We start from the raw sequence: 16803 nt of genomic DNA, 5'->3' as shown, positions 1-16803 counted from the left end.
TCTGTAATTTTAGCTTTCATCACTTAAAAAAATTATGAAAGTAAGGCTATTCACACATCGTATTGTTTTTTAAATTAACATTAAATTTCCGAAAACGTTACCGATTTTAAGATTTAATTACACATTGTTAAAAAAAGACTAAAAAAAACTTAAAAAAATTTTGTTTTCTATTTTAGTTTTCTATTTTTGGCCTTATGAAAAGAATTGCATCTTTATTTCTATTAGTTACATTGTTTTACAATGTGCTTGGATATTACCTGATGTTTGCTCAACAAGAAGAGCAATCGTGGGTAGCGTCTATGGAAAAAAATGACAATTCTAAATTCAAGGTCATTCATCTGAATGCCTCATTATACTCTTTTATTGAAGATACGGATTTTCAATATGTAAATGAAAATGTTTCTATCAACAACAAAACCTATCACGTTTTTAAGAAAAGAATTCAAAACAACGTATTAAGTTTATACTATCTTCCCAATTCACATCAAAATGAAATTGGCAAAAGTTTAAATGATATTGTTGACAACCAATTATTCAACAATAGCTCTTCAAAAGATAGCCCTGTAAAAAAATTATTAAAATCTTTTATCAAAGATTATGTAGCCCACGAGGCTAATAATGTATGCTTTTCACCAAAAAAAGTATACGAAACCATTGCCTTTAATACAACTACAAAAGAGGCAATACATGCGGGATACCATTCTTTATCGTATTCTCCGCCAGATTTCATTTAATTCTATTTTCTGTTGATTTAAACTTTGGATTCGTTGTCTTAGGACATAACGAACGTGGTTAATTTAACTTTTTAGAATTTTCTGTTTTTGAATTCATTTATTCATTATTGAAAACTGTTTTAAAAGGGTTAAATGGGTCCTAAAATCAATCTTATTTGAAGTTTTTAAAGCTACAGCGTAAATTATTCTTTACCTATTCCGAATAATTTAACCCCGATTATCAAATTCCAATTATTAACTATTGACTGTTCTTTTGGTAATTCCAATAAGAACAACTCATTACGATTAGATCATATTATGATAATTATGATTTTTTCAAACGGCTGCCTTTTTCCCCCAAGGAAAGATGTATTACCCTTTTATAAAACCAAACCAAGTTATGAAACAACTATCTTTTTTATATAGTGCAATTACTTTTATACTATTTATTTCAACAACTCTTTTTACAGAAAAAATCAACGCTCAAGGTTGTGTAGCTGTTCGCCAAATGGGAGGACAAAACATGAACTCTTCTAATTCATACGCTTTAAATGAAGGCGAATTTCAAGTTGGAGCAAATTATCGTTATTTCCATTCTTGGAGACATTTTGTAGGTACTGAAGAACAATTACAACGCCAAACAACTGGAGGAGGATTTGACGAAAATGGCAAAGAAAGAGGAAATGCTGTTAACATATATTCACATGCGGTAGATTTAAACATCTCTTATGGACTAACGGATCGCATTCAGTTAAACGCTACATTGCCTTATGTAAATAATGAGCGTTCTCAAGTACTAAAACAAACTTCACCGGTAAAAAACACCTACCGATATAGCGTCTATGCTAACGGAATAGCTGACGTAAGATTGAGTGCGAACTATTGGGTTTTTGATCCAAAAACAGCAACCAAAGGAAATCTTATGGTTGGTCTTGGCGTAAAATTAAATACGGGTAGTCATGATGAAAGAGATAATGCGCCACAAACTGATGGAACCGTTAAAAGTGTGGTGATGGACCAAGCTATCCAACCTGGTGATGGCGGAGTAGGATTTTCAGTAGAGTTACAAGCCTTTAGACAATTGACTGGTCGTCTATACGGTTTTGCTAACGGATATTATTTATTTAACCCAACCGAATCAAACGGCACATTCAAATCAGTACCAAAAGCAGGATTAACAGGATATAATATTTACGCCGCTCCAGATCAATATTTTGGACGTGCTGGATTTATGGCTGCCGTTGATAAAAAAGAATCTTTCACTGTTTCATTAGCGGGTCGATTTGAAGGAATTCCTGCTTATGATGCATTTGGTGGTCAAGTTGCTTATCGCCGTCCAGGATATGTTATTGCTGTTGAATATGGTTTATCATATCGCATAGGTAAACACGGTTTTAGCTTATTTATTCCATATAATGTTGTTAAAAACCGTATTCAAAGTGCTGCTGATATTGCAGATCAAAATCTACAAAATTCAGTAATTACTGATCCTAGCAAATATGTACATGTACAAGGCGATGCTGCTTTTGCGGATTATTCAATTAACGTAGGATATTCATACCGCTTTAACTTGGCTAAAAAATTGACTGTAGAAATGCCTCATTAAACTCCAAAAAACCAATTATAAACAACTATTAATTACAACCCTTTTATTAAAATGAAAAAAATTTACATCAGTTGCCTCTTACTAATTCCTTTATTCATGAGTGCTCAAACCGATATTGACGCAATCATGATGAGTAAAAACAATTTTTGTTTTGGAGCCGTTTATCAATACAGTAGCTGGAAGGAATACTGGGAAGGCGATTTTAAAAGAGAAAATCTAAACCTAGGAACTGTTTCCACAAAATCTGTAGGTATTATGGGGAACTACGGAGTTTCAGACAAATTAAATGTTCTATTTAGCATTCCTTATGTTGAAACTAATGCTTCTGCAGGCACTATGAAAGGTCAAAAAGGAATTCAAGATCTTTCTTTAACTATAAAATATATGCCATTGGAAAAAACCATTGGACAATCAACGTATTCTTTATACGCATTAGGAAGTTATTCTGTGCCAACTTCTAATTACAGTGCTGATTATTTGCCTTTAAGTCTCGGTTTACAGAGCAAAACAACCTCATTGAGATTAATGGGGGATTATCAAAGAGGGCACTTTTTTACAACTTTTTCAGGTGCTTATATAAAAAGAGCCAATATTACTATTGACAGAAATGCGTATCTAACAGATGAGATTCATTACACTAACAAAGTAGATATGCCAGATGCTATTTCGGTTAATTTTAGAGCTGGTTATCGTTCAAATAGATTAATTGCTGAATTCGTAATAGACAATTGGGTTACACAATCAGGAGGATTTGATATAACGAAAAATAATATGCCATTTCCAAGCAATACTATGAATGCTTTGAAATACGGAGTTAACTCAAAATACACCTTCAAAAAAATGCCTGAATTATCTCTTGTTGGCGGTTTCAACTATGTTGTTGAAGGAAAAAACGTTGGAAAATCAAATACCTATTACGGAGGTATCTTTTATGTGATTAATTTTAAAAAAGAGAAAAAACAAGATGAAAAATAAAATACAACAAACTGCATATACAACTCTCCTAATCTTATTTCTTTGTTTCACTTTTTCTTGTAGTGACGACATTACAGAAAGAAATGAGGAATTCCATGCCTTAAACCCAACTAATGTCGATGAGCTAGCTGGAACATGGAAAACTTTCTTGTTGACAGCACCAGATGAGTTCGCTTTAGACACACCTATAGCAACTAACAGTTCAGCTTTTACTAGAGAAATTAATGAAATTAAAAGCTATCAAACCAATATAACTGAGGATCAAAAGAGAATCATAAAATACTGGAGTGCTGGTGGTGTTCTACGTTGGAATGAAATTATGAGAACCTTAGTAGCAAGACACAACCGTCCTCCTTATCAAAATGAAGATGGAACTTATCCCGCTCCTTCATCTGCAAATCCTTTTGCTAATCCACAATTTCCTTTTTCAAATCCTCCATATGCAGCTAGAGCGTACGCTTATGTAAGTGCTGCTCAATATGATGCATTAGTAGCAACTTGGCATTACAAAAAACTTTACAATAGAGCTGCTCCATTTACAGTAGATTCAAATGTACAAGTTTTAATTCCAAAAAGCACTCTTCCTTCTTATCCATCAGAAGACGGCGTTTTATCAGGCGTTACTGTTGAATTATTAAAATTACTATTCCCAACAGAAATCGCTTATATCGATGAAAAAGCAGATGAAGAAAAACTGTATCGAATCATCAGTGGCGCAAATGTGCGAAGTGATGTGGAAGCTGGAATTATTTTAGGAAGAAAAATTGCTGGAAAATTCATTGCTCGTGCTGCTGGAGATGGTACTGGAGCAGCAATTGGAACACCAGAAATTTGGGCACAATTAGAAACACTAACTGCTTTGACAGGAGAAACGCCATGGAAATCACTAGAATTACCGGTAAGACCTCCTATGCTTCCTTTATTTGGAAAAGTAAAATCATTTTTGATGACTCCAGAAATGGTTGTAGCAAGTCGTCCCGTTCCACCACCTTCAACAAAATCAGAGCAGTTTGCAAAGGAATTAGCTGAAATAAAAAATTACAGTGAAAATGTAACTAAAGAGCGTCAAAAAATTGTGACCTTCTGGGCAGACGGAGTGGGAACCTATACTCCTCCAGGGCACTGGAATGCCATTGCAGCAGAATCATTTGTTGAACAAAATTACAGTGAAGTACGATGGGCTAGAAATATGGCTTTACTAAATGTAGCTATGATGGATGCAGCGATAAGCTGTTGGGATGCGAAGTATTTTTACTTTAATCCAAGACCAAGCCAAATGGATTCTTCAATAAAAACGACAACGGGGCTTCCTAATTTTCCTTCCTATGTGTCAGGCCACTCAACATTTAGCGGTGCTGCCTGTATCGTTTTATCACATATCATTCCTGCCAAAGCACAGAGCTATCAATTGATGGCAAGACAGGCCTCAGATTCTAGAATGTTTGGTGCGATACACTATAGAAGTGATTGTGAAAAGGGACTTATATTAGGAGAAACTGTTGGTGGATTTGCTGTAACAAGAGCAACTATTGATGGAGCAGAATAATCATATCTATTACAATTGATAGTATATTAAAATAATTTATTTCAGTGGTTTGTTTTAAATAATGAATAATTATTATCAATTACAACCTAACAGGGACTGGAAACCTGTTAGGTTTTTAATCAAATTTTATTTAAAACATACCTTATAAACACAAGTAAAAACCAAAACCTAAATATTATGACACGCACATTCAACACCTTCTATTTTAAATTCAGTGAGAAGATAGAAAAACACAGTATAACTATAATGCGAATTGCATTAGCCATTGTTTACATCTGGTTTGGAGCTCTGAAGATATTCGGAATGAGTCCAGCAGGAGAACTTGTGGAGGAAACAGTCTATTGGTTCAATCCAGCTTTATTTATCCCTATTCTGGGTGGATGTGAAATAATAATAGGACTAGGTTTACTTATAAAACGATTTATTCCCATTACTATTATGCTGTTATTACTACATATGGCAGCGACTTTTTTTCCTGTCTTTATTTTAAAAACAGTTTGTTTTGAAGGCTTTCCTTTTTGTCCTACTTTAGTTGGACAATATATCATCAAAAATCTGGTATTAATTGCTGGAGCCCTAATAATTGCAGGAAAATATAACAAAGAGTTTTATACGAAACTAAATGAAAAACAAATAGCATAAACACATAAAAAAAGCCTAACAAATATTGTTAGGCTTTTTATTTATTAGAGAAATTCTATTTAGTCAGCTAAAAGAATTACTTTATTGTCTTTCATTTCAATTGTTCCTGAATCAACTGATAAAGTATATAGCTGATCGTTAACTCTTGTAAACTTGTTAACTGTTTCTTTTGAAATATCAAAACTAGGTGCTGCAATTTTTACAGTTCCTTTTTTTAATAATGAAACAATTGGCGCGTGATTATTTAAAATCTGAAATTCACCATCAACACCTGGAAGTGATATTGAAGTTATTTCTCCTGAAAATAATTTTGCTTCTGGTGATACTATTTCTAATAACATATTTTTGTAGTTAAGGTTTGAAGTTTAAAGTTTAAAGTTATGAGTGAACCTTAAACTTTAAACCTTAAACTATTTTTTAAGCTTCCGCCAACATTTTTTCTCCAGCTTCGATAGCATCTTCAATTGTTCCTTTAAGGTTGAATGCAGCTTCTGGTAAGTGATCTAATTCACCATCAATGATCATATTAAATCCTTTGATAGTATCTTTAATATCAACTAAAACCCCTTTTAATCCTGTAAATTGCTCAGCAACGTGGAAAGGTTGTGATAAGAAACGTTGAACACGACGTGCTCTAGATACAGCTAATTTATCATCTTCTGATAATTCCTCCATACCAAGAATCGCGATGATATCTTGTAATTGTTTGTATTTTTGTAGAATTTCTTTCACTCTTTGTGCACAATCGTAGTGCTCATCACCTAAAATATGAGGAGTCAAAATTCTAGAAGTTGAATCTAATGGATCAACCGCTGGATAAATTCCAAGCTCAGCAATTTTACGAGACAATACTGTTGTAGCATCTAAGTGAGCAAATGTTGTAGCTGGAGCCGGGTCAGTTAAGTCATCCGCAGGAACATAAACCGCTTGTACAGATGTGATAGATCCTTTGTTTGTAGAAGTAATACGCTCTTGCATCGCTCCCATCTCAGTTGCCAATGTTGGTTGGTAACCTACCGCAGATGGCATACGACCTAAAAGTGCCGATACCTCAGAACCTGCTTGTGTAAAACGGAAGATATTATCAACGAAGAACAATACATCTTTTCCTTGATCAGAACCAGCACCATCACGGAAATATTCCGCAATAGATAATCCAGAAAGTGCCACACGAGCACGAGCTCCTGGAGGCTCATTCATTTGACCGAAAACGAAAGTAGCTTTAGACTCTCTCATTCCTGGCATATCTACTTTAGACAAATCCCATCCTCCATTTTCCATAGAGTGCATGAATTCCTCACCATATTTTATAATTCCAGACTCTAACATCTCACGAAGCAAGTCATTTCCTTCACGTGTTCTTTCTCCTACTCCTGCGAATACTGAAAGTCCACCGTGACCTTTTGCAATATTGTTAATCAACTCTTGAATCAATACTGTTTTACCAACACCTGCACCACCAAACAATCCAATTTTTCCTCCTTTTGCGTAAGGCTCAATCAAATCGATTACTTTAATACCTGTAAATAAAACTTCAGAAGAAGTTGATAAATCTTCAAATTTTGGAGCTGGTCTGTGAATAGACATTCCATTTTCTCCTGCTTTTGGCAAGTTTCCTAAACCATCAATTGCATCTCCAATTACGTTGAATAAACGACCGTAAACATCTGCACCGATTGGCATTTGGATTGGAGCACCTGTTCCAACTACTTCATAACCTCTACTCAAACCATCTGTTGAGTCCATCGAAATGGTACGAACGGTATTTTCACCAATGTGAGATTGTACTTCTAGAACTAATAAAGTTCCGTCTTTTCTTGTGATTTCTAATGAATCATAAATTTTTGGAAGTTCAACATCTTTACCGTTGAAAACAACGTCAACTACTGGGCCAATGATTTGGGCAACTTTTCCTATTACTTTAGACATTACTTATGTATTTATTAAATAGCTATTTAGGTTTATGAAATGCAACCAACCGAAACATCTCGATTAAATGCTTTTTTCAGAGTGCAAAGATAATTTTTAAAATATAAAATCAATAATTTTTTTTATAAAAAATTGCATGAATTTGTTGGATTGTTTATAAACGGGATTGAAACAGATTAAGATGACATTATTTGCCCAAAATAAAAAAACCACCGCATACTAAAATGGGTGGTTTTTTTTGGGTAAATATACTTTTCTATTGTAACGAAGCAGGATATAAAATTGGATAAAGACCTAGGTCTACCTTTTTTAAAGTTGCTGTGTATTTTGTATTAATAGCTGTAATAAATGCATTTGCAATTAATCCATATCCTCTTGGGCTTGGATGCACACCATCAAGAGAAAAAGCCCCTCCAGTTACATAAGTAGTTGTTAAGGTAAAGCTGTTACTTACTACTCCTGTAGTAGACAATTGAGTCATTATTGCTTTAGTATCTACAAAAGCCAAACCTTTAGCATCAGCAAGAGCTTTGATAGTCACATTATAAGCGTCTGTAGCTGTTTTAACTTCGGCAATTTCAGTAGGAATTAAAACGTGCTTATCTTGTAATGGGAAAGTAATTCCAAATTTATTTAAAGGATAAGGTGGTGCAAATCCTAAACCTGAAGTTACATCTGTAGGAGCAGTTCCTATAACAGATTGAGTAGGCAATAAAACTAAATCAGTAGCTGTTGTTTGTCTAACTTGCCCAAAAACAGCTCCTAATAACCCTGCTGTAGGCGCATCAAGTCCGCCTCCAATCAACACTTGAGTCAAAGAAGAAGAAAGATTAGTTAAGGATTCGTCTTTAATTAACATTGGATTTGCTGCAGTAGGCGATAAAAGAGCGATTCTACTTCCTTGACCTAAATAAGCTAAAGCATTATGTAAAGGACCGTATAGTTGTGTATTTAAAGCAGCTATGGTTCCTTGACCCACTAATTCATTTCCACTACCAAGTACTTTTACCGATAGCGGATTGTAAGGAACAGTAGTGAAATATGGCAAAGTACTTACATATGGTAAATTCGCAACTACTCCTTTAGCACCATTTGATGTTAAATTTGTCACTAGACCAGAGTAAACACTTGCAAAAACATCAGGATCAGTAATATCATTAGCCCCATAAGTAGCTGGATTGAAATTTCCAGTTTGGTTAACCCCTATTCCTCCTGAAGTTGCATATCCTAAAACATCATTCCCGCCTATCCACAAAGAAAAGAAAGTAGGTTGTTGTGTTAAAGCGTCTGCCAAAACAGTTGTGTTTGGCGCTGAAGCAAATCGAGCAAAATATGGATTTGCGGCTCCAATCGCAACACCAGCGACATTCCCGTATCCAGGAGCAACTAAATGATAACTTTTAGCACCAGGAACTCCTAAATTATTAAACGGCCCTGTTAAAATTGTTGACGCCTCAGTAGTTGGAATTCCGCTAACTGGAACAGGAGCTGTCCCATTAAAATATAAACGAGTTCCAGCAATTACATTACCTCCTAACAAAAGACCTCCTAGATTATCTGAAGTATATGGCGTTTTGAAAGTCCCTCCTCCTGCTTCAACAAACTGTTGCGCAAGAATATTTACATAAGAACCTTCTTGTCCTTTTTTGAAAAGAGCTCCGTCACTATATCCAGCTGCAAACGAATCTCCTAAAGCAACATATTTTGCTAAATTAGCTGAACCTGATGATGCAGGCTCCTCAATTACAGAACTATCATCGCTACTATTACACGCTACAAAACTTAAAGAAACTAGTAGTAGCCATTTGAAATTTTTTATCATAATACTTTATTTTTTAAATTATTTCTCTCAATTGTCTTCTTATAATAAAGAAGAACTAGAAAGCAAAAACTTTTTGTTTTGTTTTTTCAATTACGGATTAATAGTCCATGAAGCAAAATATTGTTGTCCAATTAAACCTGCACCTAATACTTGAGAATATTCTTTACCTCCAATGTTTGAAGCGCCTATTTTCAAAGTTGATTTAAGTTTTGGCATATTATAATTGATTTGAGCATCAATTACTGTTGCAGAATCAATCATACCGTCAACCATTGAAGATTGCCATAAATATTCGCTATTCCATCTTCCGCTAACATTAAATCCGAAATTTTTAAATAATTTTTCATTTCCAAATGATGCTTTAGCTCTATGTTTTGGAGTATTAAATCCTGCTTCAAAACTTGGATCTTTAGCTTGATCAAATTTAAATTCTGCATAGTTGTAATTAACTCCGAATTCAAAATCTCCAAATATTTTTTTAGAAAGACCAACTCCAAAACCAAATGATTTAATTTCAACATCTGTATTGGTATACAATTGGTACACTCTATAATTTCCATTTTGAAGAGCGTGTAAAGATTGAGCACCTGCATCTGAAGGTCCTCCAAGAGGATTAGGAGAATTTTGCGCAGTTCCATATAAAGGAGCTATAACATTTAAATTTCCAATGAAATCATTATATACATTATAATATCCATTAACATCAACAGAAACGTCATTTATAAAAGAACGGTATCCAAGCTCAAACGCTTTTACTTGTTCTGGTTTAACATAATCCACTGTAGTTTTTCTTAACAAAGCCGAACCCGCAATTGGGTCACTAGCAGCAAGCGCACTAAACGCACCCACTGATGATGCAGTATACGAATTATTATACGCATTTAATCCTGTCATAACAACCGAAGTTCCACCTGCAAAAGCTTGTCCAATCGCTGTAGAAACAGGCAATGTTTCTGTATATCTTGCTAAGTTATCTGGAGCAGAACCAAGCAATATGGCGCTTCCTACATTAAATCCTATATATTGATCTTGTGTTGATGGGTTTCTAAATCCTGTTTGAAAAGATGCTCTGAAATTGTGTTTTTTAGTTTCACCACCTGAATACACCAAAGATACTCTTGGAGAAAAATTACCATCAAAATTCTTTGATTTATCATAACGAACAGATCCAGTAAATTTCAATCTATCCTCTAAAAATCTCTTAGTTAACTGTGTATACGCACCGTATTCATTATAATTTATAGGTCCATTAGCATCGGTATAGATTCTACCGTGTGAATTCAATTCATATAATCTGTATGATCCTCCAACTTGAATCTCTGCAAATTTTATAAGGTCTTTAAAATTATAATTTGCGTCTGAATGATATATTCTAGAATTATCAACCAACTTAGATCCAGAAAGTACACTTGGATCAGCAATTACTTGATCAAAAGCAGCTTTAAATCCTGGAGTTCCTGGAATTAATCTACCTGTATCAGCCGTGTTTCTTGCTATAATATGTGCATTTTCAGGGGTCATACCTGCTAATGTTGATTGAATATAAGCACCAGCATATTGACCAAACCAAGTTTTATCATCTTTCCATTTTCTATTTACATTTATTCCTGTAAAAAGCATATCGTAAGATTCTCCCCCGTCTTCAGTAGTTGTATATCCTCTAACAAAAAAGTTTTTCCCTTTAAATTCCAATTTATGTTGTTGCATAAAAAAGTTGTTCAGGTAATATCTATTTGCTCCTTGATATACTGCGTTACCAAAACCAAATTTACTTTGCCAAATCACTTCTAATTTTTCATCTCCAAAAGGCCTGTAATGAAGGGAAAAATCAATTTTAGTATTACTCGCTTTATTATCTGTTAAATCAATTTCTTTATAACCCGTTCTACTTACATTATAATCAGGCAATAAATTCACAGCAGAAGAAGGTATTAACCCTAATGCTGCTAATGACTGACCCACACCTTTAATATTAGTTGACACCTCATCACCATAAACATTTATCCCATCATAATTTACATGGTTTCTATCTCTACCTACATGCGTCTTATCATCATAATTAGTTGCGTACCAATCAGTACCTCGCATATATGTAAAATTAGCTTTCGCTGCTAATTTTGGACTAAAAGCATGTGCCATTCTTATTCCATAATCTACAAAATCATTAGAACCTGCAGCTTGTTGACTTGTTTGTCCATATTTTGCGTAAGCAGTAATTCCTTGACTTGTGAATGGGCTTTTACTATTCATAAATAGAATACCATTAAAAGCATTTGCACCATATAAAGCAGAAGATGCTCCAGGAAGCAACTCAACGCTTTGAACATCGATTTCAGAAATACCAATCATATTTCCTAACACAAAATTCAACAATGGAGAAGAATTGTCCATTCCATCAACTAATTGCATAAAACGTGTGTTTGCTACAGTCGCAAAACCACGAGTATTTATCGATTTGAAAGACAAACTACTTGTGTTCATTTGAACTTCTTTCAAGTTTTCTAAACCATCATAAAAAGTTGGGGACGCTGTCTTTTTAATATCAGCAATATTCATTCTTTCAATTGTAACTGGCGATTCTAAAACACGCTCTGGTGTTCTTGAAGCGGACACAACAATTTCATTTAATTTTGTCTCCTGATCAGCTAACTTAACAGTAACTTTCTGATTGTAAGACGAAACAGTAACTTTCTTTGATCCATACCCTAAAGCCGAAACTTCAATCACATAAGGGAGTTTTTTTGATGAATTTAAAACAAATTTTCCATCATTTTCCGTAATCGTGCCGAAGTTATCTCCTATAATTTTGATATTGGCTCCCGGAATAGGTTGGTTGTTGTTGTCCGTAACTGAACCTGAAACTGAATTCTGAGCAAAAGAGATGCTGCAAAAAAATAATGACAAAAAAAGTAAATATACTCTCATTGGGGTTAAATTTTGTTGGTTAATGCGACCAAAGTACAAATATTTATTTGCTATTAGCAAAAAAAATATCAAATAATTTAATAATTAATAACATAATTACGCTATTTCTAATTAATCAATATTTTTATTTTTTAAACTTTTGACAATAAATTCGTTACATCTACAAAAAAATAGTATGCGCACATACTAAATACTTTAAAAATTTGAATTAATCACAACAAAATACCGTTTTTATAAAATTTTTATAACAAAAAAAGCGAGACCTAAATCTCGCTTTTTTAATTTATATAATTAGAAACAATTATTTATTCAACTGTAACTGATTTTGCTAAGTTTCTTGGTTGATCAACATTACAACCTCTCATCACAGCAATATGGTATGATAATAACTGCAACGGAATTGTTGTTATTAATGGTGACAAAGCATCTGATGTTTCTGGTATTTCAATAACATAATCAGCTAGATCTCTAACTTGAGTATCTCCTTTAGTAACCACAGCAATAATTCTTCCACTTCTGGATTTTATTTCTTGAATATTACTTACAATTTTGTCATAATGACCTTGTTTTGGCGCTATAACCACTACAGGCATTTGATCATCAATTAATGCTATTGGACCATGTTTCATCTCAGCAGCAGGATATCCTTCAGCATGTATATATGATATTTCTTTTAATTTAAGCGCTCCTTCTAATGCTACTGGAAAATTATATCCTCTTCCTAGATACAAACAATTTGGTGCATCTTTGAAAGTAGCAGCAATTTCTTTAGCTCTATCATTAGTCTCTAAAGCTTCTTTTACTTTTTCAGGAATTATTTCAAGCTCCTGTAAATACATATGAAAGTCCGAATTAGACAAACTTCCTTTTGCTTTAGCTAAACGCAAAGCAATCATAGTCAAAACCGTAATTTGAGTTGTAAAAGCTTTTGTTGAAGCAACCCCTATTTCTGGTCCAGCATGAGTATAAGCTCCAGCATGTGACTCTCTTGAAATAGAAGACCCAACCACATTACATACACCAAATACAAAAGCACCATGTTCTTTTGCAAGCTTAATGGCAGCCATAGTATCAGCAGTTTCACCTGATTGTGAAATAGCGATTACAACATCTTTACTGTTTATAATTGGATTTCTATATCTGAACTCCGAAGCATATTCAACTTCAACAGGGATTCTAGCAAATTCTTCAAAAATATATTCCGCTACTAAACCTGCATGCCATGAAGTACCACAAGCTACAATTATTATTCTGTCAGCATGAAGAAATTTTTCAATATTATCTTCAACACCTGCCATTTGAATTAGACCTTCATTAGCATGAAGTCTTCCTCTATAGGTATCTTTAATTACATTAGGTTGCTCATAAATCTCTTTCAACATGAAATGATCGTATCCTCCTTTTTCAATTTGTTCCAAGTTCATTTGGAGCTCTTGAATGTAAGGGTCAACTTGAGAGTCATCCTTAATTTTTCTTATTTTCATAGGTTTATGCAACCTAATATTTGCCATTTCTCCATCTTCAAGATAGATAGCATTTGAAGTGTATTCGATAAATGGCGAAGCATCAGATGCTATAAAATATTCCCCTTCACCAACACCAATTGCTAATGGACTTCCTAATCGGGCAGCTACAATTTCGTTTGGGGTTTTTTTATCAAAAACCGCAATCGCATAAGCACCTACAACTTGATTTAAGGCTATTTGAACAGCCTTACCTAATTTTAAATTTTCTTTAATCTGTATTTCTTCTATAAGATTTACTAAAACCTCAGAATCCGTATCAGAATGGAAAACATATCCTCTTTTAATAAGCTCTTCTTTTAATGGAGCATAATTTTCAATAATTCCGTTGTGGATTATAGCTAAATCTCCTGAATTAGAAAGATGCGGATGAGAGTTTACGTCATTTGGAACTCCATGGGTAGCCCAACGGGTATGCCCAATTCCTATAGTTCCATTCATCGTAATTTCCTTAACCGCTTTTAATTCAAGGTCAGAAACCTTACCCTTAGTTTTACAAAGCTTAAGATTTTCTCCATCATATAACATGACGCCTGCACTATCATACCCTCTGTATTCAAGTCTTTTTAGACCTTTAATAACAATGGGATATGCTTCTCTATAACCGATATATCCAACTATTCCACACATAAATTTAGGTTAATTAGGTTTTGTGTAATAAATTTCAAGTTTTAGCCTTTTATCTTCAGGAATAGTCGCATTACCACCATAAAGTATGGTTCCTAATGGATTCATTACTGATGCTTTTGGCAAATAAGAACTATAAGCATTTGCTGTTTTTAATTTATCCCAAACGTTTGTTGCAATATCTTCTGTTACCACAAGACCTAACTTAACATTTGTTGAATCTGCATTTTTAATCAGATTTCGAATCTGATTAGTGATTCTAATTTTATACGTTTTACCTCTACCGTTAGTTACAGCTTCTTTATTAATAATACCGTCGAATACTGATTTTGCTTTTTTAGAATCCGTGCTTGTTGTTGCATCATTATAATAATCAACTACTGGACGGTCATTATTCAAATCGTATAAATAAATTCGATTTGGCTCATAACTACCCGCCATTTTTGTATCATCAATATGAAAAACAAGATTAGCTTCATTAATTAACCAGTTATTACTTCGCATTGTTTCTAACTCACCAGGCGTGCTAAAAAGTTCTATCACTGACATAGAGCCTTCTCCTCCTTTTAAGTATAATTTTTCGTCACCAACTGTAGTATTAATATTTGCCGGATTTGTAGCATTTGCATAATCCACATTCGTATTACTTTGTTGCAACAAGTTTACCGTATTACCCGACAAATTAATAACTAGAGACTTCTGTTCTTTTACATCTTCAGCATCAGTTGTTATAGCCGTTTTAGCTTTGTATTTTATAGTTATTTTTCCTGATTTAAAATTAAGCATCGCCATACTTCCGGTGCTTCCATCAGCATCTTCTACTTTAAAATACAACCCTCTAAAATATTCTTTAAAAACATCATTTGTAACTAATTTACTAGATGACGCATTTATAATTTTATTTGTAAAAAAAGCAGTACTCAATTTTAAACGCATTGCAGGAACAGATCTTGTTGTTGTTACTTTACCCGCAGCATCTGTTGTTGTTTCAACGATTTCTTTTGGATCAAAAAAGAATCCGTCATTCTGTTCTTTAGCAGTACTTGCTAAATCATTTAAACGATTTCCAATTTTAAGATTATCAAAATCAGCATTTTGATCTGTATAATACCTTTGGCTTTCTTGAAACCCTCCAATTGGGTCCAAATCTCTCATAAAATATCCAGATTCATAAACACTCAATTTTATTTTAGCTTTACTTTCACCATAAATAGAGTCAAGTTCATAAACATGGCTACCATCTGTATTTGTAGTTTTTAAAGTACTGAAATAGGGAACAGTTAAATATACACTGTCAATAACCGCCTCTTCACCAATGGTTGGATCAACAGTTGCTAAAGTAACTTGTGTTGCAAAATTTGCAGTAGTTTTACCAAAAGCTGGATTGTCATATGTACCAAGTGCATTAACCGCTAAATTATTAGATTGAACGGGGCCAATTTTTTGGTTGTAAGCAATCACATTTGAAGTATATTCTAAAAGATCAAAATGGTTATCACCTATTAAATCGCCTCCAATTGCATTGTATTCTTTATCACAAGAGTATAAAAAAATAACTCCTGCTAGTAATAGCATTTTCTTAAAAAAAGAAGAATTGTACATGTTTATTATAAAAGTTTAATTTATAGAACTTCGGTTTTGTAGAAATTAGTATACGCCTCAGCGAATTTATCTTTCGGTGTGAAAGGTAAAAAAGGTTTTCCTGAAGATTCTATAAATTTTGTTAAACTTGGCGACAGATTATCTGAAGCTATAATTACGGCATCAGAATGTTTAACGGTTGCTTTAATTATATTCTCATAATCTGGGTTCTCTAAATCTGAAATAGCATCATAGGGAACATCATCAAATTTAACTTTATTAATCATTTCGACATCTAATGTTCCTTCAAAAGATTGACTATAAACTGATGTAACTATTTTTGTTTCTGAAAATAAAGCCTCATTTTTATAGAAATGTTTCATATAAATTGGCAACATCGCAGCCATCCATCCATGAACATGGATAATATCTGGAACCCAATTTAATTTTTTAACGGTTTCTACAACTCCTTTTGCAAAGAAAATAGCACGCTCATCATTGTCAGGATACATTACGCCTTCTTCATCTGCAAATGTAGCTTTACGCTTAAAATACTCATCATTGTCAATAAAATAAACCTGAATTCTTTCCTTAGGAATAGAAGCTACCTTGATAATCAATGGCATATCTAAATCATTCACTACCAAATTCATCCCTGAAAGTCTAATTACTTCATGTAATTGGTGTCTTCTCTCGTTAATATTTCCATATCTGGGCATGAAAATTCTTATCTGTCCTCCCTGATCATTTATCATTTTCGGCACGTCGTAAGACATTAAAGAAACCTCATTTTCAGCGAGATAAGGAACCACTTCAGATGATACATATAATATCCTCTTATCTTTCATATTGTAATTTACTTAATTTATTGGCAATAAAAACCATGCAAAATTACAAAATTTTATGCAGTTATT

General features: G+C 33.6%; 12 protein-coding genes. 5 read left to right on the top strand and 7 right to left on the bottom strand.

The genetic code is table 11. The annotated features are described in order from the left end of the window. The first annotated feature begins 194 nt into the window (after nucleotides 1–194). From C8C88_RS06540 to C8C88_RS06520, 5 genes are all read left to right on the top strand, one after another. Entirely contained in the window at nucleotides 195–734 is a 540-nt protein-coding gene (locus C8C88_RS06540) for a hypothetical protein (protein WP_121337343.1), read from the top strand. 379 nt (nucleotides 735–1113) lie between these two features. Further along, entirely contained in the window at nucleotides 1114–2319 is a 1206-nt protein-coding gene (locus tag C8C88_RS06535) for a hypothetical protein (RefSeq protein WP_147403442.1), read from the top strand. Nucleotides 2320–2370: 51 nt separating this feature from the next. Beyond that, nucleotides 2371–3294, top strand: coding sequence for a hypothetical protein (locus tag C8C88_RS06530; RefSeq protein ID WP_121337341.1), 924 nt, complete (start codon nucleotides 2371–2373; stop codon nucleotides 3292–3294). Further along, nucleotides 3284–4840: a phosphatase PAP2 family protein gene (locus C8C88_RS06525; RefSeq protein ID WP_121337340.1), complete on the top strand. Its 1557-nt coding sequence runs from the start codon at nucleotides 3284–3286 to the stop codon at nucleotides 4838–4840. Before C8C88_RS06530 ends, C8C88_RS06525 begins: the two co-directional genes overlap by 11 nt. A 177-nt stretch (nucleotides 4841–5017) precedes the next feature. Then, the gene (locus tag C8C88_RS06520) at nucleotides 5018–5482 is read left to right on the top strand and encodes a hypothetical protein (protein ID WP_121337339.1); all 465 of its coding nucleotides are present in this window, start codon (nucleotides 5018–5020) and stop codon (nucleotides 5480–5482) included. A 59-nt stretch (nucleotides 5483–5541) separates the two neighbouring features. Here C8C88_RS06520 and C8C88_RS06515 read toward each other — a convergent pair whose 3' ends face one another. The 7 genes from C8C88_RS06515 to C8C88_RS06485 all read right to left on the bottom strand — a co-directional run bounded on the left by C8C88_RS06515 (nucleotide 5542) and on the right by C8C88_RS06485 (nucleotide 16737). Then, a complete protein-coding gene (locus C8C88_RS06515; RefSeq protein WP_121337338.1) occupies nucleotides 5542–5823 on the bottom strand; it encodes a F0F1 ATP synthase subunit epsilon in 282 nt (93 codons plus the stop codon). Nucleotides 5824–5899: 76 nt separating this feature from the next. Then, nucleotides 5900–7411, bottom strand: a complete 1512-nt coding sequence (gene atpD, locus C8C88_RS06510) for a F0F1 ATP synthase subunit beta (RefSeq protein WP_121337337.1) — start codon at nucleotides 7409–7411, stop codon at nucleotides 5900–5902. A gap of 256 nt (nucleotides 7412–7667) precedes the next feature. Then, a complete protein-coding gene (locus C8C88_RS06505; RefSeq protein WP_121337336.1) occupies nucleotides 7668–9233 on the bottom strand; it encodes a G-D-S-L family lipolytic protein in 1566 nt (521 codons plus the stop codon). Between the two features lie 90 nt (nucleotides 9234–9323). After that, on the bottom strand, nucleotides 9324–12158 hold the full coding sequence (locus C8C88_RS06500) for a TonB-dependent receptor domain-containing protein (protein ID WP_121337335.1): 2835 nt from the start codon (nucleotides 12156–12158) through the stop codon (nucleotides 9324–9326). A gap of 305 nt (nucleotides 12159–12463) precedes the next feature. Beyond that, a complete protein-coding gene (gene glmS, locus C8C88_RS06495) occupies nucleotides 12464–14311 on the bottom strand; it encodes a glutamine--fructose-6-phosphate transaminase (isomerizing) (protein WP_121337334.1) in 1848 nt (615 codons plus the stop codon). A 9-nt stretch (nucleotides 14312–14320) separates the two neighbouring features. After that, nucleotides 14321–15910: a DUF4270 domain-containing protein gene (locus C8C88_RS06490; RefSeq protein WP_121337333.1), complete on the bottom strand. Its 1590-nt coding sequence runs from the start codon at nucleotides 15908–15910 to the stop codon at nucleotides 14321–14323. A 20-nt stretch (nucleotides 15911–15930) separates the two neighbouring features. Beyond that, complete coding sequence (locus C8C88_RS06485; RefSeq protein ID WP_121337332.1) at nucleotides 15931–16737, bottom strand: glycogen/starch synthase; 807 nt, start codon at nucleotides 16735–16737, stop codon at nucleotides 15931–15933. Nucleotides 16738–16803: the final 66 nt, after the last annotated feature.

Source organism: Flavobacterium sp. 123 (genome assembly GCF_003634825.1).
Lineage (GTDB): Bacteria > Bacteroidota > Bacteroidia > Flavobacteriales > Flavobacteriaceae > Flavobacterium.
Note: the sequence above shows the minus strand (reverse complement) of the source record. Positions and strands in the feature narration are given on the sequence as shown.